The organism is Streptococcus sp. HMSC076H09 (assembly GCF_001811765.1).
In the GTDB taxonomy this organism is placed as follows: Bacteria; Bacillota; Bacilli; order Lactobacillales; family Streptococcaceae; genus Streptococcus; species Streptococcus agalactiae.
In genome coordinates this window covers 507164-531168 of sequence record NZ_KV806614.1, presented here as the reverse complement: position 1 = coordinate 531168, position 24005 = coordinate 507164, and the positions used below count along the sequence as shown (strand labels likewise).

Genomic DNA, 24005 nt, shown 5'->3' with positions numbered 1-24005 from the left:
AACGTCAGTCTAAGCGACAGGGCTCTTTCTCGTATTGAAAAGATTTTGACTGAATTAACTTTAAAGTCATAATATTAGAGCGATTTTTGTTGACTTATGGTAAAAATCAATCATTGTTATTTCTACTTGCTAACTCTATTGTTCCCAACAATTATCGTAACAATGTCTCTTTTAGGGGGATTCTATGCAAACAACTTACAACATTGATAGTCCCAATCTACCATATGAAACGAAAAGAGACCTTTGGCAGACTGGTTTTGATCTGCAAAAAGTTGATGGATTAGTTCCCTCATTCTATGTGGTTGCTTTGGCAGAGAAACAGAAATGTGGGGACTATTCTTATATGGAAGTTTTAGAAGAAATCACTCATTACCATGAGACGGTAGGTGCCTCAACTAAAGAAGCTGATTTGGTTGCCTTACGAATAGTCAACCTATTATCACGTACTGGTTTTTCATTCAGTCCGGCAACCATATTGTCCACTCACAAAGAACTATTTACGGGTGTTTTTGACCAATTGATTCCGGTTGGGAAATTTAGAAAAACGAATATTACCAAAGATGAGCCAGTTCTTTTTGGAGCTACCGTTATCTATTCAGACTATACCATGATTCAAACAACACTTGACTATGATTTTCAACCAGAGAAGCAATTCTCTTATCAAGGCTTGGCTAAAGAAGAAATGATTTCTCACATCCAAAGTTTTATTTTTAGTATTTGGCAAATCCATCCCTTCCATGAAGGAAATACCAGGACAGTAACGTTTTTTCTAAATAAGTATCTAAGAGAATCTAGTTTCACTATTGATAATCAGCCATTTCATGAAAGTGTTCTCTATTTACGTGACGCCTTAGTTCTTGATAATTGCCAAAATCTTATCCCAAAATAGTAAATACTTAAACTTATTTTTTGAAACTACAAAGAATTGTATCCGTTTACAATTCCTTTCAAAAATGTTAGTATATCATTGAGGGATATGAGTTATGGATGAGAGAGAGAGGTTGATGATGACTAAGGAAACGTTGGCACATTATCAAAAGAAAATAGAACAAGAATCTGAAAAAAAGCAGTCTTTAGATGAGCACTTATGGCATGTGGCCTGTTTTAGTCGACAGGAAGCATCTATAATTGGTCAAGGAGATGTGCTTTTTTAATTGATCTATACCACTATCTAGGCAAAGCTGATCGAGCCTTTCAAAATAAATTATTAAATAATCCAAATCGACATGTTGATCATTCTTATGCAGGGGCAAAATACTTATGCTCTATTATTGGGCCTCATCTAAAAAGCTGAGGGGTTAATAAAGATGAGAGAATGACATTAAATGAAATGGTGGGTTATGTTATCTCGGCTCATCATGGGATGTATGATTTTTGCTACTGTTCTGACGATGCTGAATATTATAGCTTTAATAAATTTAAAAAACGTATCAGCAGAGACTTAGATGATTATCACTATCACGAAGATATTAAAGGGTATGCTATAAAATTAGAAGAAAAATTGTGTGATTACGGCTACAAAGATTTAGGGGAGCTTATTGATAAAGCTTTTGATAATTACCAACAAGCTATGTCTTCCTTAAACTGGCAAGATAATAGTGAGTGGGATTATTATCAGTCTTGTATGGTGAGACTTTACTTGTCGCTCTTAAAAAACGCTGATATTTTGGACACAGTAAATGCCTATGGTCTTAAAATAAGTCCTATGGATAAAACAGAGCGATCCTCTCTAAAACATTCTTATTTAGCAGCCATTGAACAAAAATATGCTAGCTTTGGACGACCAAACAATCAGTTGAATACTATTCGGACAGAAATTGCTGAGCGTGTTAAAGAAAGAGGTAAACGGGATTCCAAAGGGATCTATCGCTTAGATTTACCGACAGGATCTGGCAAGACTAATCTTAGTATGCGCTATGCGTTTCACCAATTAGTTCATCAAGACAAATCAAGATTTTTTTACATAACGCCCTTTCTTTCGGTTCTTGAGCAAAATGCTTCCGAAATTAGAAAAGTTACGGGTGACCTTGGCGTTTTAGAACACCATTCCAATATGGTTAAACAGGCTAATGAAGATGATGACAAGGACAGTTTATTGTCAGCTTATCTTATTGATAGCTGGGACAGTCAAGTAGTCTTGACTTCTATGGTTAAATTTTTCCAAACGCTTTTTAAAACAAAATCGGCTAATTTGAGACGTTTTTCAAGTTTGATTAATAGTGTTGTGATTCTAGATGAAGTTCAGTCACTGCCTATTGAAGTCACCACTTTGTTTAATTTAACGATGAATTTTTTTAATAAAGTTATGGATACAACCATCGTTCTTTGTACAGCAACACAACCTGCTTATGATTCTTCAGAGATTGACCATCGTATCTGTTATGGAGGGAATTTGGGAGAATTAGCTGAAATAGTTGAGTTAACGATTGAAGAAAAACAGATTTTTTCAAGGACAGAGCTTAGAAAATTTGATGATAGTGATCAGAAAGTTTACTTGACTGATGTTATTAATCTTATTTTAGGAGAGGAAAACTCAGTTCTTGCTATTTTTAACACGAAAAAAACGGTTCATAACTGCTATACTATGCTCAAAGACATGACTGATAGACCGATCTATCAGCTTTCGACGAATATGTGTGCGCAGCATAGGCTTGACTTGGTCGCTAAGATCAAAACGGAGTTACAAAATAATACCCCTATTATTTGTATTAGCACACAATTAATAGAAGCAGGTGTAGATGTTGACTTTCATTGTGTCATTCGTTCCTATTCAGGGATTGATTCTATTGTTCAGGCTGCTGGACGATGTAATCGAGAAGGCAAACGAGATAAAGGTCAGGTCACTCTTGTCAATCTGACCAATGAAGAGGAAAATATTTCTAGGCTGACAGAAATAAAAGCTAAAAAAGAAGCCACAGAATCTATTCTTTATAAGATTGGGTCTCCAATCAATATCTCAACTTTAAACCGTGACTTTTTTGAGTATTATTATGCCAATAATCAAGGGCTGATGGATTATCCTTTGGAAGACAACATATCAATCTACGACTATTTAAGCCTTAATACTTATCAGACGGCAAATAAAAAGTTCAAAGGTAAGTTAAAACAAGCTTTTAAAACAGCAGGAGCCAAAATGAACCTCATCAATAATGATATGATAGGAATTCTCGTACCTTATGGCGATGCTGAGAAAAAATTGGCTTATTTAGAAGAATTAGGTACGTCACATTTTTTATCAGCAGAAGATTATCAAACGATAAAATCATTACTAAAAGAGTTACAACCTTTTACGGTTAATGTCCGCGAGAACGATCCTCTCCTTGAGGCAACAAAATCTTATCTAAATGGTCAGATTCTGGTTTTGACGTCGGAGTATTATGACACGGAAAGAGGAGTTAAATACGATTCAGCTAGCTTTTACTTCTAACTCAAAACGAAAGCAGATTAACAAAAAGTCGGTAGAGGATCTTGTTAACCTGCCAATCATCATTAATAATTATTATCAATTTAGACTATTTAATAAAATTAGATTATAAAAAAACAAAAGGAGGAAAATATCTTGTACAGATCTAGAGACTTCTACGTGAGAGTAAGTGGTCAGCGAGCCCTTTTTACAAATCCAGCCACAAAAGGGGATTGGAACGTGCATCCTATTCGGTTCCAACTAGACAGGCGCTGAATGGTATAGTTGATGCCATCTATTATAAGCCGACCTTTACTAATATTGTCACAGAGGTTAAGGTTATTAACCAGATTCAAACCGAATTACAGGGTGTCAGGGCTCTGTTACATGATTATAGTGCAGATTTAAGTTATGTATCCTATTTGAGTGATGTTGTTTATCTAATCAAATTTCATTTTATTTGGAATGAAGATAGAAAAGATTTGAACTCAGACAGACTTCCAGCTAAACATGAAGCCATTATGGAGCGTTCTATTCGTAAAGGTGGACGTCGTGATGTGTTTTTGGGTACAAGAGAGAGTGTAGGTCTTGTAGATGATATTAGCCAAGAAGAGTATGAGGCTGCTGTGTCGTATTATAATGGTGTCAATATCGACTTGGGAATCATGTTCCATTCCTTTGCCTATCCGAAAGACAAAAAGACACCATTGAAATCATACTTTACAAAGACTGTGATGGAAAATGGAGTCATTACCTTTAAAACACAGTCTGATTGTGATATTGTTAACACACTTTCTAGTTATGTTTTTAAAGTGCCAGGGGAGATAAAATCGGTTAACGATGAATACATGGAGTATGATGCTATTCGGTATTTATTCCGATGACACAAGTGATTAAAAAATTACTTGCCTCTGGTGAAATAGGAGAAGTGATCTCCATCTCATCTACAACAGCCTACCCAAACATTGACCATGTAACATGGTTTAGAGAACTTGAGTTAGGTGGAGGAACAGTGCATTTTATGGCGCCCTATGCCCTGTCTTATTTACAATATCTATTTGATGCGACTATAACTCATGCTAGTGGGACTGCGACTTTTCCAAAAGGTCAAAGCGATAGTCAATCCAAACTACTCTTGCAATTATCAAATGGGGTCCTCGTAGATATCTTCTTGACAACACGTTTAAATTTACCGCATGAAATGATTATTTATGGAACTGAAGGTCGTCTAATCATTCCACATTTTTGGAAAACTACTCATGCAAAATTGGTGAGAAATGATACTAGTGCGCAAACGATTCAAGTTGACATGGTTAGTGATTTTGAGAAAGAAGCTTATCATGTTAGTCAAATGATTTTAGAAGGGCAAAGGGTAAGTCATATCATGACGCCTCAGTTGACGCTGTCAGGTGTTAAGATTATAGAAGACTTATACCGTTCATGGGGGAAATGATGCTGGCTATCTAGCATATTAATAAGGAGTACTAGATGTTATTTTAGTAGTCCTTTTTTGTTTTGCTCTCATAAGGTTAATTAGATTTAAAAGGGTTTTCTACTTGTTTTTTCTCGATTTTTGTTTCATAATGTAGACAAGTTTAGAGTGAGGTGCTTCTATGGTTTCGAGCGATTTTGGATTTGAGATAATTAATGTTGACGAACTATCCTTGCAAGAGGAGAGATTTTTACCTTCAGAATTGCTGGCTTATGCACGTGATGAAAATGAGTCTTCTTTCGTACGTGATATTGAGGAGCATTTGACACTTGTTTACCAGCTTTTGGATACGCAAGGTCACGTTGATGATGTTCGTCATGTGCCGAGAGTGATACCAGTGACTCTATTTTTGAAAGAAGATGGCTTGTTTGTATTAGCTAATCATAAAAATATTAACCTTGTAAAAAAAGCACTTAATCGCGTTGAAAAGGTAGATTCGCCGAAACACCTCTTATTATCATTAGTGACTGTTTTCTCAAAGCAATATTTTGATGTTTTAGATACTATTTCTGAAGAAAGAGATAAACTAATCAATGATTTGCGTAAAAGACCAAACAAATCGAACTTGGCAAGGCTGGCAAATTTACAAAGTGGAACTGTACACTTGATGATGGGAACTAAGCAAAATTTTGAAATGCTGACCGATTTACAAAACATTGAGCAAGATAAAGAGAATACTAGAAATGAAAAGATACAACTTCAAGATGCTATTATTGAAGCAAGACAATTATCTAACATGTGTTCCTTAAATTCACAGGTTTTCCAAGAACTTTCTTCTTCTTATAATAATGTCCTCAGCAATAACCTTAACGACAATGTAACTACCTTAACAATTATTTCCATTGGTATTTCCATTATTGCTATGGTTACCAGCTTTTATGGAATGAATGTTAAGTTGCCTTTTGACAGTGTTGATGCTGTCTGGGTATTGATTAATTTAATTACGACTATCATTACTATTATGCTCTCTATTGTTATGTACATTTATGTCCATAAAGAGGATAATCATCCCAAACATAAATAGAGAATTAATAAGAGGGTGATATCAATTAGTTTAGTTTTAAGCATGGCAACATGCTTTTTTTGTACAAAGAAACTAGAATTCATCTTTGACTTTGAGCTTGCTTTCTAACTCTTAAAACGACATAATAGAGGATAATGTACAGTGAATAGAGAGGTTACTATGTCAATAGAATCAGATTTTTTCCGGAAAAAACGTTTTATTTTTTCATCGCTTGAGGAGTTTGGATTTATCAAATCTGACCAAGAGTATATCTATTGTCAAACATTTATGGATAATGACTTTAAAGCTATTATCACGATTTCATTGGATGGAAAGATAGCTGGTAAGGTTATTGATTCGGCACTTGAAGAAGAATATTTACCGCTTCGAGCAGCAAATTATAATGGTTCGTTTGTTGGCGAAGTACGATCGGCTTATATGGCTATATTAGGTGATATTTCAGATTCTTGTTGTAAGGACTTATTATTTACCAAAGATCAAAGTAATCGTTTAGCGGAGAAGATAGCTAAAACTTTTGAAGATTCAGTTGATTATCCATTTGCGAAGCACCCACAATATGCTTCCTATCGTGTATCAGGTAAATGGTATGCTCTGCTTTTTCCATTGAAGATGGGGAAACTAGAAAATGTTCCAGCTCAACTGTCAGAAGATGAGGTTGAAGTTTTGAATATTAAAGTCAATCCTCAAGATATGGAAATACTCTTACAAAAAGAAGGTATTTATCCTTCTTATCATATGTCTAAAAAGACTTGGGTATCTATCGTTTTAGACAATACTTTGTCTGATATAGAAATTTTTAAATTGGTATCAGATAGTCGTAAGCTTGTTTCTCCCAATAAAAAATCAAATTCTGAGCCAGAGTTTTGGATTATTCCTGCTAATCCTAAATTTTACGATATTGATAAGGAGTTTGCAGAGCATCAATTGATTGATTGGACTCAAAAAGGAAAGATTGCGGTGGGAGATTATGTGTTTATTTATATTACAGCACCTATTCGTGCTTTGCGCTATGTCTGTCAAGTAATAGAACGTGACCTTAAAACAAGTACTTACTTAGGAGCAAGAGATGTCAAAGCTTATATGCGACTCAAACTGATAAGGCAATTTGAAGATTCTACCTATCCTGTGGCATTTTTAGCAGAACACGGCGTTAAGACTGTGAGAGGACCACGGCGAATGACCAAGGAATTGCGACAAGTCATGGCAAAAACAATTCTAGAGTAATGACTTTCAGAAAAAAACTTGTAAAAAAGTCAGAATAATTCTACAATTCCTCTTCCATTTTGTTACTTGAAGGAGTATAATAGCTCTAACATTTTATAATTTAAGGAGGAACATATGAAGAAAAGCTTTATTCATCAGCAACAGGAGATTTCTTTTGTCAAAAATACTTTTACACAATATTTGATTGATAAGTTAGAAATCGTCGAAGTGCAAGGACCTATTCTTAGTCAGGTCGGGGATGGTATGCAAGATAATTTATCTGGTATTGAACATCCTGTATCGGTGAAAGTCCTTAATATACCTGAAGCTGAATTTGAAGTCGTTCACTCATTGGCTAAATGGAAACGTCATACTTTGGCAAGATTTGGGTTTAATGAGGGAGAAGGTCTTTTCGTTCATATGAAAGCTCTTCGTCCAGATGAAGATTCTCTTGATCCAACACACTCAGTTTACGTAGATCAGTGGGACTGGGAGAAGGTCATTCCTGATGGTAGACGTAATTTGGACTACCTAAAAGAAACTGTGGAAAAAATCTACAAAGCTATCCGCCTAACAGAGCTTGCCGTGGAAGCTCGTTTTGATATTGAATCCATTTTACCAAAGCGTATTACCTTTATTCATACAGAAGAATTGGTAGAAAAATATCCAGACTTAAGCCCTAAAGAGCGTGAAAATGCCATCGCTAAGGAGTATGGCGCAGTCTTTTTGATTGGTATTGGTGGAGAGTTAGCAGATGGTAAACCACATGATGGTCGTGCACCGGACTATGATGACTGGACAACACCATCAGAAAATGGTTTTAAAGGTCTCAATGGTGATATTTTAGTATGGAACGAACAGCTTGGAACTGCCTTTGAACTATCATCAATGGGAATTCGAGTTGATGAAGATGCTCTTAAACGTCAAGTTGTTCTCACCGGTGATGAAGGTCGTTTAGAGTTTGAGTGGCATAAGATGCTATTACGTGGTTTCTTCCCTTTGACTATTGGTGGGGGAATTGGTCAATCACGATTAGCTATGTTCTTGCTTCGTAAAAAACATATTGGAGAAGTACAGTCAAGTGTCTGGCCAAAAGAAGTCAGAGACACCTTTGAAAATATATTATAAAAAATCAGCCAAGCAGTTTTGTTTGGCTGATTTTAACAATAAGTTTATTTTTGGCTTAAGAAAGTTTGGATTTGTTGAGGTGTAGCTTGGCTTCCTTGAACAAGATATTTAGTCATTTTTCCTCGTTGATAATGTGCTAAATTTGGAACAGTGGTAATATGATGCTTTTTGAAAAAACTCTTCAATCGTTTCCCTTTGTATTTTTGACTATCAAGGTAGTAAATTTTTGAATGAAGTGTGGCTTTAGATTTTAATAATTTTGGTAAGAAAGCTCTACAATATTGGCAAGTTTGACGTCCTATAAAAATAGTCGCTTCAGATTGTTGACTTTTGCTTACTAACGCCTTATCTGTGATGGCGATTAAGTCACTATTTGTTATCATGTGTTGGTATTGTTGTTGAGAAATAGTCATGGTGTCAGCGCTACTTAAGTTTGATTTTAGCGTTGTAAGGCATAATATGGCTATTAAACTTAATAATAATTTTTTAATCATTATGGGAACCTCGTTTCTCTTACTGCTAGCTTATCATATCAAAAAAGAAGGAAAAGAGGTACTATCTTCTCTGTTTGTTATAAGCAATTTTTTTGATAACTCTACCTTATTTTTTGTTATAATAGTGGTTATGAGAGTAGTAGCAGGAACATTTGGAGGGCGTCCTTTAAAAACGCTTGATGGAAAAACAACTCGTCCAACAACTGACAAGGTTAAAGGCGCTATTTTTAATATGATTGGTCCTTTTTTTGAAGGTGGTCGTGTTTTAGACCTTTTTTCTGGCAGTGGTAGCTTAGCTATTGAGGCGATCTCAAGGGGAATGGACCAAGCTGTCCTAGTTGAAAAAGACAGGCGTGCGCAGGTCGTTATTCAAGAAAATATTGCAATGACTAAGAGTCCGGAGCAATTTCAATTATTAAAAATGGAAGCCAACCGTGCTTTAGAACAATTAACGGGACAATTTGATTTGGTCTTGTTGGACCCGCCATATGCTAAGGAAGAAATTGTAAAGCAAATCCAAATCATGGATAGCAAGGGTTTATTAGGCGATGATATCATGATTGTTTGTGAAACGGACAAATCAGTTGATTTACCTGAAGAAATTGCTTCTTTTGGGATATGGAAACAGAAAATTTATGGCATTTCTAAAGTAACGGTCTACGTTCGTTAGGAGGCTTTGGTATGGATTACAAGTTAGTGATGATTATTCTCATCTTAGTCATATTGATTTATTTGTTGTTGCGCCTTCACTATTTAGAAGAGTTGCTAAAACATTATCACTTCAAAAATGATGAAGGAGTTTGTTCATTATCAAGAACAAAAAATCCATTGTATCTATTAATGGCAATGATTACTTTTTTGCCAAATCTTATCAATTGGATAGCTAACGGTTTTGAGGCAATAGACATTGTTCGCCTGATTCCTGTGGTAGTCTTTTTATGGTTGTATTATTGTGGAGATGACGACGAATGACAAAGAAAGCTTTATTTACAGGTTCATTTGATCCTGTTACTAATGGACATTTAGATATTATTGAGCGCGCCAGCTATCTATTTGATCATGTTTACATTGGGTTATTTTATAACCTTGAGAAGCAAGGTTACTTTTCGATTGAGTGCCGTAAAAAAATGTTAGAAGAAGCTATCCGTCAGTTTAAGAATGTTTCAGTTTTAGTGGCGCAAGATAGACTAGCTGTTGACTTAGCAAGGGAAGTGGGAGCAAAATATTTTGTTCGAGGTCTGCGTAATAGCCAGGATTTTGATTATGAAGCCAATTTGGAGTTTTTTAATAAACAGTTGGCAGATGATATTGAGACAGTTTATTTATCAACGTCGCCATCTTTGAGTCCGATATCATCTAGTCGCATCCGTGAATTGATACATTTTAAGGCTTCTGTGAAGCCTTTTGTTCCAAAGAGTGTTGTTAGAGAAGTGGAGAAAATGAGTGAAGAATAAAGATCCAAAAAGAAAACATAAAAGTTTACTAGGTCTGCTTAAATGGTGGATTATAGGTTTTGCTTTTTTATTGTTAGTATTAGCAAGCCTTGTGGTGAGGCTACCTTATTATTTGGAAATGCCAGGTGGAGCTTATGATATCCGTTCGGTATTGAAAGTGAATAAAAAGGCTGATAAAGCTAAGGGTTCGTACAATTTTGTAGCGGTTTCTGTCAGTCAAGCAACGCCAGCTCAGGTTCTTTATGCTTGGTTAACTCCTTTTACAGAATTATCTAGTAAAGAGGAGACAACAGGTGGCTTTAGTAATGACGATTATCTCAGAATTAATCAATTCTACATGGAGACTTCTCAAAATGAGTCCGTCTATCAAGCTTTAAAGTTAGCTAATAAGCAAGTATCTCTTACTTATAAAGGAGTTTATGTGCTTAACTTAGCTAAAAATTCGACATTTAAAGATAGATTACATTTAGCTGATACAGTCACAGGAGTTAATGGCAAAAGTTTCAAAAATTCTTCTCAACTTATCAAATATGTTGCAGCTCTTCATCTAGGTGATAAAGTAAAGGTACAATACACAAGTCAAGGTAAAAAGAAAGAATCGGTTGGTAAAGTTATTAAACTATCAAACGGTAAAAATGGTATTGGTATCGGTTTGACAGACCATACAGAAGTATCATCTGATGTTCCTGTGGACTTTAATACTGAAGGTGTTGGAGGACCAAGTGCAGGTTTAATGTTTACTTTAGCGATTTACGACCAATTGGTTAAAGAAGATTTACGTAAAGGACGTAAGATTGCAGGTACTGGTACTATTGAGCAAAATGGGCATGTTGGCGATATTGGTGGAGCAGGTTTGAAAGTTGTTTCAGCGGCTAAAAAAGGAATGGATATTTTCTTTGTTCCTAATAATCCGATCGATAAAAATGCTAAAAAAGGCAAAACAAAGGTTCAGACGAATTATCAAGAGGCAAAAGCAGCAGCTAAGCGATTAGGTACGAAGATGAAAATTGTACCAGTTCAAAATGTTCAGCAAGCTATTGATTATTTGAAAAAAACAAAATAAACTCAAAGAGTTCGGGCGTCTGCTCGGCTTTTTTGTTTTGCGACATTTAACTATCAAAGTGCTAAAATGATAGTATGACAGAGCTTATAAGAATACTACATTTAAATGATCTGCACTCTCATTTTGAGAATTTTCCTAAGGTAAAACGATTTTTTCATGACAATCAAGCGCAGCCAATAGAGACGATTTCACTTGACTTGGGGGATAATATTGATAAAAGCCATCCTTTGACAGAAGCAAGCTCGGGCAAGGCTAATGTCCAATTGATGAATGAACTGGGTATTGAGCTTGCTACTATTGGTAATAATGAAGGAGTTGGTTTATCCAAAAAAGACTTGGACCAAGTCTACAAAGATTCAGATTTTACGGTTATTGTTGGTAATCTAAAAGATAACATAATCGAACCGAGTTGGGCAAAACCTTACATTATTTATGAGACACAGCAAGGAACTAAGCTTGCTTTTTTAGCTTATACTTTTCCTTATTATAAAACCTATGAACCTAATGGGTGGACGATAGAAGATCCAATTGACTGTCTTAAATGCCATTTACAAATAAATGAGATAAAAGAGGCAAATTGTCGTATTTTGATGAGTCATTTAGGTATTCGTTTTGATACAAGGATTGCTCAAGAATTTTCAGAAATTGACCTTATTATAGGTGCACATACACACCATTTATTTGAGGAAGGGGAGCTAATTACCGGTACATATCTTGCAGCAGCTGGTAAATATGGTCGCTTTGTTGGGAGTATTGATATAACTTTTGATAATCATACACTAAAAGATATTTTAATCTCAACATATGATACAAAACAACTAACTGGTTATCCTTCGGACAGTGACTGGGCTAAGGAGATTGAGTCAGAAGGTAAAGAACAGCTTAGAAAAGAAAGTTTAATATCCTTTCCAGCACCATTATCATTAGAAGAATCGTGTCAACTAGTCATGGATGCGATGCTGTTTTACGCAGGTGCAGATGTTGCTATTATCAATTCTGGCTTAATTGTTCAGCCATTTGAAAAAGACTTTTCGAGGAAAAATCTGCATGAATCATTACCTCATCAAATGCGTCTCGCTAAATTGACAGTGAGTAGTCAAGAACTTTTAGAGATTTATGAAACTATTTATCAACAAGGTCAATTTTTAGCGCAACAAAAGATTCATGGTATGGGCTTTCGTGGCAAGTACTTTGGAGAAGTTTTACATTCGGGATTTGATTACAAAAATGGAAAAATAGTGTATAATGAGAAAGATATTGATGCCAAAGAAGAAGTGATTCTTGTAATCGTTGATCAGTATTATTTTGCATCGTATTTTGAGTGTTTAAAAACAAAAAAAGTAGACTTGCTTTTTCCTGAATTACTCAGAGATGTGGTAGCAGATTATTTAATAAATATGACACTATAAATGAAAAATAGATAAATAAAGAGTAGAAGCTAGTCGTTTCTCTCAATGATTTTAGAGAAAGGAGTATTATGCGAAAAGAAGTGACACCAGAGATGCTTAACTATAATAAGTATCCTGGCCCACAGTTTATTCACTTTGAAAATATCGTTAAAAGTGATGATATTGAATTTCAACTTGTTATTAATGAAAAATCAGCTTTTGATGTGACTGTCTTTGGACAACGTTTTTCTGAGATTTTATTAAAATATGATTTTATCGTTGGCGATTGGGGTAACGAGCAGTTGAGGCTAAGAGGCTTTTACAAAGATGCTAGTACGATTAGAAAAAATAGCCGGATTTCACGTTTAGAAGATTATATTAAAGAGTATTGTAACTTTGGTTGTGCTTATTTTGTGTTGGAGAATCCAAATCCTAGAGATATTAAATTTGATGATGAAAGACCTCATAAGCGTCGTAAGTCAAGATCCAAATCACAATCATCAAAGTCACAAACTAGAAATAATCGTTCCCAGTCAAATGCCAATGCTCATTTTACAAGTAAAAAGCGTAAAGACACAAAACGCCGTCAAGAACGTCATATTAAAGAAGAGCAAGATAAGGAAATGACCTCTGCAAAGCAGCATTTTGTTATTCGTAAGAAAAAATAAGAAAAGGATAAACTGTAATCGTTTATTCCACCATGAAGAAAGAAAATATTATGTCTAAAAAAACTGATACACCCGACTATAAACCCTCTATTTATAGCTTAACTCGCGATGAACTAATAGCTTGGGCTATTGAACATGGAGAAAAGAAATTCCGTGCTTCACAAATCTGGGACTGGCTCTATAAAAAGCGTGTGCAAAGCTTCGATGAAATGACTAACATTTCCAAAGATTTTATTGCACTTTTGAATGAGAATTTTGTTGTCAATCCTCTAAAACAACGTATTGTTCAAGAATCTGCTGATGGAACTGTTAAATACCTTTTTGAATTACCTGATGGCATGCTGATTGAGACGGTTTTGATGCGTCAATATTATGGTTTATCAGTATGTGTAACGACTCAAGTTGGTTGTAACATTGGTTGCACTTTCTGTGCAAGTGGTTTAATAAAGAAACAACGTGATCTTAACAATGGCGAAATCACTGCTCAAATTATGCTTGTTCAAAAATATTTTGATGAACGTGGACAAGGTGAGCGCGTTAGTCACATTGTGGTCATGGGAATAGGTGAACCCTTTGATAACTATACCAATGTATTAAAATTCTTGCGTACAGTTAATGATGATAATGGATTAGCTATTGGTGCACGTCACATTACAGTGTCTACTTCAGGTTTAGCACATAAAATTCGTGAATTTGCAAATGAAGGTGTACAAGTTAACTTAGCAGTATCTCTTCATGCTCCAAATAATGAATTACGATCAAGTATCATGCGTATTAATCGTTCTTTCCCTCTTGAAAAGTTGTTTGCGGCTATTGAATATTATATTGAGACGACTAACCGTCGTGTAACATTTGAGTATATTATGTTAAATGGTGTCAACGATACCCCAGAAAATGCTCAAGAGTTAGCAGATTTAACGAAAAAGATTCGCAAATTATCTTATGTCAATTTAATTCCTTACAATCCTGTCTCAGAACATGACCAGTATAGTCGTAGTCCTAAAGAGCGTGTGGAAGCTTTCTATGACGTTTTGAAGAAAAATGGAGTTAATTGTGTTGTTCGTCAAGAACATGGTACGGACATTGATGCAGCTTGCGGACAATTACGTTCAAACACAATGAAACGCGATCGTCAAAAAGCGAAGGTAGGGCGGTAATGCTTAAAAGATTACTTACTGAAGATGGGGAATTGACAAAGATTAGTCGTCGTTTCGTTTGGATGTTAGTGGTTATCTATTGTCTTATTATTGTCAGGATGTGTTTTGGGCCTCAAATTATGATTGAGGGGGTATCAACTCCGAATGTTCAGCGCTTCGGAAGAATTGTAGCTCTTTTAGTACCATTTAATTCTTTTCGTAGTTTAGATCAGCTAACTAGCTTTAAAGAGATTTTTTGGGTTATTGGTCAAAATGTAGTGAATATTTTACTGCTGTTTCCTCTCATTATAGGGTTACTATCCCTAAAGCCAAGTTTACGGAAATATAAAAGCGTTATATTACTTGCTTTCTTGATGTCTCTTTTCATAGAGTGTACTCAAGTTGTTTTAGATATTTTAATAGATGCTAATCGGGTTTTTGAAATCGACGATCTATGGACAAATACCTTAGGCGGTCCTTTCGCCCTATGGAGTTATCGAAACATAAAAGGTTGGCTTCTAACTATTAGAAAATGAAAATAATGTAAAGGCTATGATATTGTTCAAGCCTTTTACTATTTAAAAAGGATCACTTTAGTTGACGAAAGTAAGCTTATAGAGGCATAATAGAGAGTTGTTAAATGAGAATTTTAAAACACTTTTTATGTCTTCTGATTGATTTGGTCTTCTGACTTAATTATGATGTTTTTCAACCTTTGAGAAAGGAAAAATATGTCTATTATAAAAAATTTGTGGTGGTTTTTTAAGGAAGAAAAGAAGCGCTATCTTATTGGGATTTTGTCATTAAGTTTGGTTGCAGTGTTAAATCTTATCCCTCCTAAAATCATGGGATCAGTTATTGATGCTATTACAACTGGAAAATTAACAAGACCACAATTACTATGGAATTTATTAGGTTTGGTTTTGTCAGCTTTAGCTATGTATGGGCTGCGTTATATTTGGCGTATGTATATTTTAGGGACTTCTTACAAATTAGGCCAAGTTGTCAGATACCGTTTATTTGAACATTTTACAAAAATGTCTCCTTCTTTTTATCAGAAATATCGTACAGGTGATTTAATGGCGCACGCGACCAACGACATCAATTCTCTAACACGTCTTGCAGGAGGAGGAGTTATGTCAGCAGTGGATGCCTCTATCACAGCATTAGTAACGCTTATCACCATGTTCTTTACTATTTCGTGGCAAATGACATTAATTGCGGTTATCCCTTTGCCCTTAATGGCCTTAGCAACTAGTAAATTGGGGCGAAAAACCCATGAAACCTTCAAAGAATCTCAGGCAGCCTTTTCAGAATTAAATAATAAAGTGCAAGAAAGTGTCTCTGGCGTCAAAGTGACTAAATCATTTGGTTATCAAGAACAAGAAATTGCTTCTTTTCAAGAGATTAATCAGATGACTTTCGTGAAGAACATGCGGACCATGACTTATGATGTCATGTTTGATCCTTTAGTTCTTCTTTTTATAGGTGCCTCCTACGTATTAACATTGGCTATGGGAGCTTTTATGATTTCAAAAGGTCAAGTTACTGTTGGTGACTTGGTAACATTTGTGACATATTTAGATATGTTGGTATGGCCCTTGATGGCGATTGGTTTCTTGTTCAATATGGTACAGCGTGGTAGTGTTTCTTATAACCGTATTAATAGTCTACTTGAGCAAGAATCGGATATAACTGATCCTTTAAATCCTATCAAACCTGTTGTCAATGGAACATTAAGATATGATATTGATTTCTTTAGATACGACAATGAGGAAACCTTAGCCGATATTCATTTCACCTTAGAAAAAGGTCAAACCTTAGGTTTGGTAGGTCAAACGGGATCAGGGAAGACAAGTCTTATTAAGTTATTGCTACGTGAACATGATGTGACTCAGGGGAAAATTACTTTAAATAAACATGATATACGTGATTATCGATTGTCTGAGTTACGTCAACTAATCGGTTATATTCCTCAAGATCAGTTTTTATTTGCTACCAGTATTTTAGAAAATGTTCGCTTTGGAAATCCAACTCTATCTATCAATGCTGTCAAAGAAGCAACTAAATTGGCACATGTTTACGATGACATTGAACAGATGCCAGCAGGATTTGAGACTCTAATTGGAGAAAAAGGAGTCTCATTATCTGGTGGACAAAAACAAAGGATTGCGATGAGTCGTGCCATGATTTTAGATCCAGATATTCTTATTTTGGATGATTCTCTATCAGCAGTGGACGCTAAAACGGAACATGCTATTGTTGAGAATCTTAAAACGAATCGTCAAGGGAAATCGACTATTATTTCAGCACATCGTTTATCAGCTGTTGTGCACGCAGACCTTATCTTAGTTATGCGAGACGGCAGAGTCATTGAGCGAGGTCAACATCAAGAGTTGCTAAATAAAGGTGGTTGGTATGCTGAAACGTATGCCTCACAGCAATTAGAAATGGAGGAAGCATTTGATGAAGTCTAATCAATGGCAAGTCTTTAAGAGATTAATCTCCTATTTACGCCCTTATAAATGGTTTACAGTATTAGCTCTATCTCTCTTATTGTTGACGACTGTTGTTAAAAATATTATTCCTTTAATTGCTTCACATTTTATTGATCACTATCTGACAAATGTTAATCAAACAGCAGTTCTTATTTTAGTGGGATATTATTCAATGTATGTCTTGCAGACCTTAATTCAATATTTTGGGAATCTCTTTTTTGCGCGTGTTTCTTATAGTATTGTTAGAGATATTCGTAGAGATGCTTTTGCTAATATGGAAAGGCTAGGCATGTCTTATTTTGATAGGACACCGGCAGGATCTATTGTGTCACGTATTACTAATGATACTGAAGCAATATCTGATATGTTTTCGGGTATTTTATCAAGTTTTATCTCGGCGATATTTATTTTTACAGTTACTCTGTACACTATGTTGATGCTAGACATTAAACTAACAGGACTCGTCGCTCTTTTGTTACCTGTTATCTTTATATTAGTGAATGTCTATCGGAAAAAATCAGTCACTGTCATTGCTAAAACGAGAAGTTTACTTAGTGATATCAACAGTAAATTATCAGAAAGTATTGAAGGAATTCGCATTGTACAGGCTTTTGGTCAAGAAGAGCGCTTGAAGACTGAATTTGAGGAAATTAACAAAGAGCATGTTGTGTATGCCAATCGTTCTATGGCTCTTGATAGTCTCTTCTTAAGACCGGCGATGTCTCTTTTAAAACTCCTAGCATATGCTGTTCTTATGTCTTATTTTGGATTTACAGGAGTTAAAGGAGGTCTTACGGCAGGATTAATGTATGCTTTTATTCAGTACGTTAATCGTCTATTTGACCCTTTAATTGAAGTAACGCAAAATTTTTCAACCTTACAAACATCAATGGTATCAGCAGGGCGTGTGTTTGATCTGATTGATGAAACAGGTTTTGAACCAAGCCAAAAAAATACAGAAGCTTTTGTGAGAGAAGGAAATATCGAATTTAAAAATGTATCATTCTCATATGATGGAAAAAAACAAATCCTTGATAATGTTTCTTTTAGTGTTAAAAAAGGTGAAACTATTGCTTTTGTAGGAGCGACAGGTTCTGGAAAATCATCTATTATTAATGTCTTTATGAGGTTTTACGAATTTCAATCTGGACAAGTTTTATTAGATGGGAAGGATATTAGGGATTACTCACAAGAACAATTGCGAAAGAATATTGGACTCGTCTTACAAGACCCCTTTTTATATCATGGCACTATTAAATCTAATATCAAAATGTACCAAGACATCACCGATCAAGAGGTACAGGACGCAGCAGAGTTTGTTGATGCTGATCAATTTATTCAGAAGTTGCCAGATAAGTACGATTCAGCTGTTTCAGAACGTGGGTCAAGTTTTTCAACTGGACAACGCCAACTATTAGCGTTTGCCAGAACTGTGGCTAGTAAACCTAAAATTTTAATCTTAGATGAGGCGACAGCAAATATTGATTCGGAAACAGAGCAGATTGTACAAGATTCGTTAGCAAAAATGCGTCAAGGTCGAACAACAATTGCCATTGCTCACCGCTTATCAACCATTCAAGATGCTAATTGTATCTATGTTCTTGATAGAGGAAAGATAATTGAAAGTGGGAATCACGAGTCTTTATTAGACCAAAAAGGGACTTATTATCGTATGTACCAATTACAAGCCGGCATGATGGAGGTCTAGAAAATTTAGGCTATTCAAAAGGCATAATCTGTGAGGCTTAGAGGTTGGAATAGTTATTCCTCTGAGCCTTTTTTATATTTTACAATTAGTGTATAATGAGGTCAAAGTACAAGGAAAGGTCTATAAAATGTTACTATTGGTAGATAATTATGATTCTTTTACCTATAATTTAAAGCAATATTTAAGTGTCTATAAAGAAATATTCGTCATAAAAAATGATGATCCTAACCTTTTTTTATTAGCTGAGAGCGCAGAAGCTATCGTCTTATCACCTGGACCAGGACACCCAAAGGATGCTGGGAAAATATTAGAATTAATCAATCAGTTTATAGGACAGAAACCTATTCTAGGTATCTGTTTGGGGCATCAAGCGCTTGCTGAGTGCTTGGGTGGGCGATTAAATTTAGCAAATCACGTTATGCATGGTAAACAAAGTTGGGTAACAATAAACGACCATACTAGTTTGTTTAAGGGAATTGATAGTCCAACCCAAGTTATGCGTTATCACTCATTGGTAGTGACTGATTTACCAGAGAATATTGCTATTATTGCACGATCAAATGAGGATAATGAAATCATGGCATTCCATTGCCCCAGCTTAAAGGTATATGCGATGCAGTTTCATCCTGAGTCAATCGGGAGTATTGATGGAATGAAAATGATTGAAAACTTTTTGACGTTAATTAATGACTAAAATGTGTTAGTGTAGGATAATGACTCTCTATAAATAAAAGACAGTACCTAAGGGCACTGTCTTTTATTTAGTTGTATAGATGAGTTAATCTGTCTGCAAATTTACGATAAATAATCAAGCAAATGGATGCTTTTAAGGTATCCCCAGGAATAAAAATAAGGTTAGAAAATAGTGATTTAGTTAAGGGGAGAGAAGTTTGAAAGGAAAGAACGATGCTACCACAAATATCAATCAATAGTACGCCAAATATCCAAATAATAAGGAATTGAACCCAGAGTTTTGTTGTTTTCACTTTCTCAAGCCCTAGGCCGATAAAAAAAGCTGCAAATGGATAAGTCAGCAGATAGCCTGCTGTTGGCCCAAACAGCGTTACGAGACCTGACCGCCCTCCTGGTAAAAATGGTGCACCAATAGCAACTAAGAGCAAGAAAATAGCCACAGCTAGGAAACCTTTCCTACTACCAAGCAGAGCACCTGCCAGCATAACACCAAGATTTTGTAAGACAATTGGGACTGGAATGAAACCTAATGGGATCCCTGGGATAAAACCTAAAACAATGAGTAGTGCAACCATGAGTGCAATATAGGTAGTTGTTCTTGTTTTCATTTAAATTAATTCCTTTTTAGTATGATTTAGTTGTAATTTTTCCAAGAATTCAATATCGGTATGTTGATTGCGACCCCCCTCTGTTAGGTAATTTCCCAAAAAAGTTGAGTCAACAAGTAAGGTGACTAATGATTCAAAATTCTCAAAATGGACCTCCCGTCCAGCACTTAATCTTAATTCCTTGAAAGGAAAAACAAAACGCAACATGGCCATAATTTTTAAGCATTTAATGGGAGTCAAATAGTTATATTTTCCAAGAGGTGTTCCTTCAACAGCAAGTAAAAAATTGACAGGGATAGAATAGGGGTTCAGTTCTTTTAGTCTGAAAGCTAATGTGATGAGCCCCTCATCGCTCTCTCCCATACCACAAATGAATCCAGAACAAACATCAATGTCTTCATTGTGAATTCTTTCTAAAGTATCACAACGATCTTTGAAGCTATGCGTCGTTGCAATGTTGGGGTAGTTTTCTTCGGGGGTGTTGAGGTTATGATTGATACGGTCAATTCCTGCTTGTTTTAGCTGATGAAGTTGTTCTCTATCCAAAAAACCAGCGGTAAGGCATATTTCTAGAGGAAGGCTTTTTTTGATTTCAGGGATGACTTGACATAACTGCTCAATTTCTCTCTTGCTAGGCTTAGTTCCACTCATCGCAATACAAAAGACGCTAGCACCATTTTGATGAGCGACAATAGCCTGTTTTAGAATGACATTTTGAGGAAGCAGACCAAATTTATCAATGTCAGCAGTGCTTTCTTTAGATTGAGAACAGTAACCACAATTTTCTGCACAAAGTCCTTGCTTAGCACTTAATAAAACGTTAAGGCGAATATTATTTCGGCTAACTTGATTTTTAAGGTATAAGGCAGCAGCGTAGATTTCCCACCAGTTCTCATCGCTATTTAGAATTTCCAGCGCTTGTTCATAAGAAATGCTAGTCTTTCCAGATAATATTTCGTCAGCCAAATGGATATAATTTGTTTGAAATGACATGATAGCCTCCTTTAACGAAATTAATAATAGCATAAAAAAACTGTATTGTAAACTTAGTCGATATAATAAGTTAACAATATAAAAAATTATGATATACTGGTCTTATATTTTGACGGGAGATAAGATGAAAAAACTATTTAAAAAAGCGATAGCTATGTGCCGAGATTTGCCGCTTAATTTTGTAATTGTTGAACTTAGTTTGTATCAAAGAGAGGATGGCTCATCTGATAATATTAAATGGATTTCTAAGCGAATCCTTGAGGTAACGGTAACTGATCAGCAATGGATTTACCATTTGAGGATGCTTAATTTACCAAAACTTAAGCCAATGTCACTAGCATCCAGTGACTGTCCTGCAAGGGAAGAGAAGGCTAGTCTTATTTCAATAGAAGAATGTCAAAAATTCACTAGCTTAGTGCGAGATAAAAATCCTTTTCACCAAGGGGAAGCAGCTATTGTGCCTGCGGCTCTATTATTGGAAAAAATAATGGAAGTTAGAAATGGAAAAATAAAGGAGATTCATTTGACTTTTTTATCTCCAGTAAGGGTGAATCAAGAATTCTCAGTGCAAGTAGTGGATAACACAGTGATTATTTTTCAGCATCAAATATTATGTGTGAGGGGGACATATGAAGAATAGAGATGTTTATATTGGTTTTGGGCTACGAACACCTATCGGTATAAAAGGGAAGCAATTTAAACATTACCGTCCAGAACTTTTAGGAGCACACCTCTTAAATCAAATAAAAAAAATAGAATCAGAATCTAATATTGATAGTATTATTTGTGGGAACACAGTTGGTACTGGGGGCAATATTGGTCGTTTGATGACTCTTTTTTCTGATTATGAATCCTATATTCCAGTACAAACGATTGATATGCAGTGTGCTTCATCAAGTTCTGCCTTGTTTTTTGGTTATCTAAAAATCAGTGCCGGTATTAATGAAAAAGTTCTTGTTGGGGGGATTGAAAGTAGTTCTCTTCAACCTATGAGACGTTACGCTAAAGAAGATAATCGTAACGGAGAATATACCGTTGCTCAGTTTTCTCCTGACTCTTATGCTGAAACTGTAATGTTAGAAGGGGCACAAAGAGTCTGTCAAAAATATGGTTTTAGAAGAGAAATGTTAGATAAATTGGCATTCTTGAGCCATAAACGCGCCTTAACAGCTAAACAAGGTGGCTATTTAGAAGAGGTAATCTTACCAATGGAAGGGATGCGAGATCAAGGCGTTAGAAAACTAAAAGAAGCATTTTTTCAAAAATTACCAAGATTGATGGAAAATTCACCTTTGCTCACTATTGGAAATGTTTGTTTAATGCACGATGCTGCTGCATTTCTAACGCTTCAGAGTCAGAAAACAGAATTCCGGATTGTTCACATTGTAGAAGTAGCAGGAGATCCCAAGCTTAGTCCAGAATTGGTTCACACGGCTACGGAAAAACTATTAACAGAAACTCATACTAAAATATCGGATTATGATGCAATTGAATGGAATGAACCATTTGCAGCGATTGATGCTTTATTTAATCATTATTATCCTGAAGAGAGAGAAAAATTCAATATTTTTGGAGGGGCATTAGCTTACGGACACCCTTATGCCTGCTCAGGAATTATTAATATCCTTCATCTTATGCAGGCATTAAAATATAAAAATAAACCTATGGGTCTAACTGCCATTGCAGGGGCAGGAGGAGTCGGAATGGCCATATCAATAGAGTACTTAGGAGTTAAGAATGCTTGAATCATTGAAAACAATAGTTAAAACCAATAGCGATAAAAAGTTATTTGATGGTGATTTACAGGTCAGTTATGGAGAATTTTATAACTTAGTCAGACAAGATATGGCGTCACAAGACAATAGGAAACATGTGATTAGCACACACTCTCTGCTTAACCAATTAGTAAGATTTGTTTCAAAGTTATGTCAAAAAGCTCTTCCTATTATTTGTAAACCTAACCTTACTCATAATGAAATAAGTCGATTAGAAAAAGAAGTGCAGTATGCTCCTCAACTAGCTGATTTTGGTGTTCTTTCTTCTGGGACTACAGCTGATGCTAAACTATTGTGGAGGAGCTTCGCTTCGTGGTCTGATTTTTTTAGCATTCAGAATGCTTATTTTTCGGTCACTTCCAATAGCAGACTGTTTATTCAAGGTGATTTTTCATTTACTGGTAACTTAAATTTAGCGCTATCCCTTTTATTACTGGGGGGAACGCTTGTTGTCACACAGAAAAATTCTGTAAAATACTGGCAGACTTTATGGGAAAAAACTGGTGTAACGCATCTATATCTGCTCCCTAGTTATCTCAAGTTAGTGGAACAATATAGCAAGGAGACTGCGTTAGACAATAAAACTATTATTACCTCTTCGCAATATGTCTCTGACTCATTACTGGAAGGTTTATATATAAAGCATCCTAAAGTGTCAGTGAAAATCTTCTATGGTGCTAGTGAACTCAATTATGTGTCATGGTACGATGGTCGTGATATCCGAGATAAGCCACAGTATGTTGGAGAAATCGTTCCAAATGTAGCTGTTAGGATTAAAGAGGGAAGAATTTTTGTAAAAACACCGTATAGTATCTGTGGCCTTTCAAGTGAATATTGTGCTGGTGATTATGGTGAACTGATAGATGGCAAATTATATCTATTTGGTCGTGGTGACGATTGGTGCAATCAATCGGGCATTAAGCTCTATTTACCTAGATTAATTGAAAAAATAAAAACATGCCCTTATATCAAGGATGCAGTAGCATTTACAAAAGAGAGTCAAAGTCATGGACAAGAGTCACATTGCTGTATTGTTTTAATTGAAAATCAGATGCAACAAGAGTGTTTGAAGTGGTTATCGGAACATTTTGAAAAGAAGTATGGGTTTAAGCATTATCATATTGTATCTAAAATTCCTTTGATGCCATCTGGAAAAATTGATTATCAACAACTCAAAAGACAATTAGCATGAGTTTTTACTAAAAAAATAAAATAGGGTTAATGGATTGCAAACCTCAGTTCTGATATTCTTTATTTTGAAAGATATCGTGATATAA

General features: G+C 35.4%; 20 protein-coding genes and 4 pseudogenes. 21 read left to right on the top strand and 3 right to left on the bottom strand.

Going from position 1 to position 24005, the window contains the following annotated elements; translation table 11 throughout:
* Nucleotides 1-184: 184 nt before the first annotated feature.
* The 7 genes and pseudogenes from HMPREF2818_RS09585 (at nucleotide 185) to asnA (ending at nucleotide 8250) form a co-directional block, all read left to right on the top strand.
* Nucleotides 185-971, top strand: a pseudogene (locus tag HMPREF2818_RS09585) (Fic family protein).
* 33 nt (nucleotides 972-1004) lie between these two features.
* Nucleotides 1005-3427: pseudogene (cas3, locus tag HMPREF2818_RS09580) on the top strand (CRISPR-associated helicase Cas3').
* A gap of 132 nt (nucleotides 3428-3559) precedes the next feature.
* Nucleotides 3560-4287: pseudogene (gene cas5c / locus HMPREF2818_RS09575) on the top strand (type I-C CRISPR-associated protein Cas5c).
* Nucleotides 4269-4856: pseudogene (locus HMPREF2818_RS09570) on the top strand (Gfo/Idh/MocA family oxidoreductase); the annotation flags it as partial. The pseudogenes cas5c and HMPREF2818_RS09570, both read left to right, overlap by 19 nt.
* Before the next feature lie 160 nt (nucleotides 4857-5016).
* The gene (locus HMPREF2818_RS09565) at nucleotides 5017-5919 is read left to right on the top strand and encodes a magnesium transporter CorA family protein (RefSeq protein WP_000254758.1); all 903 of its coding nucleotides are present in this window, start codon (nucleotides 5017-5019) and stop codon (nucleotides 5917-5919) included.
* 159 nt (nucleotides 5920-6078) lie between these two features.
* Nucleotides 6079-7143: an MmcQ/YjbR family DNA-binding protein gene (locus tag HMPREF2818_RS09560; RefSeq protein ID WP_000021305.1), complete on the top strand. Its 1065-nt coding sequence runs from the start codon at nucleotides 6079-6081 to the stop codon at nucleotides 7141-7143.
* A 114-nt stretch (nucleotides 7144-7257) separates the two neighbouring features.
* The gene (gene asnA, locus HMPREF2818_RS09555) at nucleotides 7258-8250 is read left to right on the top strand and encodes an aspartate--ammonia ligase (RefSeq protein WP_000748014.1); all 993 of its coding nucleotides are present in this window, start codon (nucleotides 7258-7260) and stop codon (nucleotides 8248-8250) included.
* 44 nt (nucleotides 8251-8294) lie between these two features.
* Here the strand turns inward: asnA and HMPREF2818_RS09550 are convergent, their stop codons facing one another.
* Nucleotides 8295-8744, bottom strand: coding sequence for a DUF6568 family protein (locus tag HMPREF2818_RS09550; RefSeq protein WP_000592261.1), 450 nt, complete (start codon nucleotides 8742-8744; stop codon nucleotides 8295-8297).
* A 130-nt stretch (nucleotides 8745-8874) separates the two neighbouring features.
* Here HMPREF2818_RS09550 and rsmD point away from each other — a divergent pair, with 130 nt between their 5' ends.
* From rsmD to HMPREF2818_RS09495, 11 genes are all read left to right on the top strand, one after another.
* Nucleotides 8875-9414 carry a 16S rRNA (guanine(966)-N(2))-methyltransferase RsmD gene (gene rsmD / locus HMPREF2818_RS09545; RefSeq protein ID WP_001266830.1) on the top strand — a complete coding sequence of 180 codons (540 nt, stop codon included), beginning with the start codon at nucleotides 8875-8877 and terminating at the stop codon, nucleotides 9412-9414.
* A gap of 11 nt (nucleotides 9415-9425) precedes the next feature.
* The gene (locus HMPREF2818_RS09540) at nucleotides 9426-9716 is read left to right on the top strand and encodes a hypothetical protein (protein WP_000384889.1); all 291 of its coding nucleotides are present in this window, start codon (nucleotides 9426-9428) and stop codon (nucleotides 9714-9716) included.
* The gene (gene coaD / locus HMPREF2818_RS09535) at nucleotides 9713-10198 is read left to right on the top strand and encodes a pantetheine-phosphate adenylyltransferase (protein ID WP_000161892.1); all 486 of its coding nucleotides are present in this window, start codon (nucleotides 9713-9715) and stop codon (nucleotides 10196-10198) included. Before HMPREF2818_RS09540 ends, coaD begins: the two co-directional genes overlap by 4 nt.
* On the top strand, nucleotides 10188-11261 hold the full coding sequence (locus tag HMPREF2818_RS09530) for a SepM family pheromone-processing serine protease (RefSeq protein WP_000790651.1): 1074 nt from the start codon (nucleotides 10188-10190) through the stop codon (nucleotides 11259-11261). The genes coaD and HMPREF2818_RS09530 overlap by 11 nt, the downstream gene beginning before the upstream one ends.
* Nucleotides 11262-11335: 74 nt before the next feature.
* Entirely contained in the window at nucleotides 11336-12670 is a 1335-nt protein-coding gene (locus HMPREF2818_RS09525) for a bifunctional metallophosphatase/5'-nucleotidase (RefSeq protein ID WP_000137519.1), read from the top strand.
* A gap of 68 nt (nucleotides 12671-12738) precedes the next feature.
* Entirely contained in the window at nucleotides 12739-13317 is a 579-nt protein-coding gene (locus HMPREF2818_RS09520) for a YutD family protein (RefSeq protein WP_001224500.1), read from the top strand.
* 50 nt (nucleotides 13318-13367) lie between these two features.
* Nucleotides 13368-14474 carry a dual-specificity RNA methyltransferase RlmN gene (gene rlmN, locus HMPREF2818_RS09515; protein WP_000039435.1) on the top strand — a complete coding sequence of 369 codons (1107 nt, stop codon included), beginning with the start codon at nucleotides 13368-13370 and terminating at the stop codon, nucleotides 14472-14474.
* Nucleotides 14474-14989 carry a VanZ family protein gene (locus HMPREF2818_RS09510; RefSeq protein ID WP_000919807.1) on the top strand — a complete coding sequence of 172 codons (516 nt, stop codon included), beginning with the start codon at nucleotides 14474-14476 and terminating at the stop codon, nucleotides 14987-14989. Before rlmN ends, HMPREF2818_RS09510 begins: the two co-directional genes overlap by 1 nt.
* A gap of 195 nt (nucleotides 14990-15184) precedes the next feature.
* Nucleotides 15185-16930 carry an ABC transporter ATP-binding protein gene (locus HMPREF2818_RS09505; RefSeq protein WP_000022468.1) on the top strand — a complete coding sequence of 582 codons (1746 nt, stop codon included), beginning with the start codon at nucleotides 15185-15187 and terminating at the stop codon, nucleotides 16928-16930.
* Complete coding sequence (locus HMPREF2818_RS09500; RefSeq protein ID WP_000841526.1) at nucleotides 16920-18659, top strand: ABC transporter ATP-binding protein; 1740 nt, start codon at nucleotides 16920-16922, stop codon at nucleotides 18657-18659. The genes HMPREF2818_RS09505 and HMPREF2818_RS09500 overlap by 11 nt, the downstream gene beginning before the upstream one ends.
* Nucleotides 18660-18786: 127 nt before the next feature.
* The gene (locus HMPREF2818_RS09495; protein ID WP_000925630.1) at nucleotides 18787-19353 is read left to right on the top strand and encodes an aminodeoxychorismate/anthranilate synthase component II; all 567 of its coding nucleotides are present in this window, start codon (nucleotides 18787-18789) and stop codon (nucleotides 19351-19353) included.
* A 67-nt stretch (nucleotides 19354-19420) separates the two neighbouring features.
* Here the strand turns inward: HMPREF2818_RS09495 and HMPREF2818_RS09490 are convergent, their stop codons facing one another.
* Entirely contained in the window at nucleotides 19421-19960 is a 540-nt protein-coding gene (locus HMPREF2818_RS09490) for a biotin transporter BioY (protein ID WP_000857893.1), read from the bottom strand.
* Nucleotides 19961-20953, bottom strand: a complete 993-nt coding sequence (gene bioB / locus HMPREF2818_RS09485; protein WP_000009965.1) for a biotin synthase BioB — start codon at nucleotides 20951-20953, stop codon at nucleotides 19961-19963.
* Between the two features lie 124 nt (nucleotides 20954-21077).
* Between bioB and HMPREF2818_RS09480 the strand changes: the two genes are divergently transcribed.
* From HMPREF2818_RS09480 to HMPREF2818_RS09470, 3 genes are read left to right on the top strand one after another with little or no spacing between them, the layout of a single operon-like run.
* Complete coding sequence (locus HMPREF2818_RS09480) at nucleotides 21078-21593, top strand: hypothetical protein (RefSeq protein ID WP_000732603.1); 516 nt, start codon at nucleotides 21078-21080, stop codon at nucleotides 21591-21593.
* On the top strand, nucleotides 21583-22698 hold the full coding sequence (locus HMPREF2818_RS09475; RefSeq protein ID WP_000796102.1) for a thiolase family protein: 1116 nt from the start codon (nucleotides 21583-21585) through the stop codon (nucleotides 22696-22698). The genes HMPREF2818_RS09480 and HMPREF2818_RS09475 overlap by 11 nt, the downstream gene beginning before the upstream one ends.
* Nucleotides 22691-23920, top strand: a complete 1230-nt coding sequence (locus tag HMPREF2818_RS09470) for an AMP-binding protein (RefSeq protein ID WP_000894041.1) — start codon at nucleotides 22691-22693, stop codon at nucleotides 23918-23920. The genes HMPREF2818_RS09475 and HMPREF2818_RS09470 overlap by 8 nt, the downstream gene beginning before the upstream one ends.
* Nucleotides 23921-24005 lie beyond the last annotated feature (85 nt).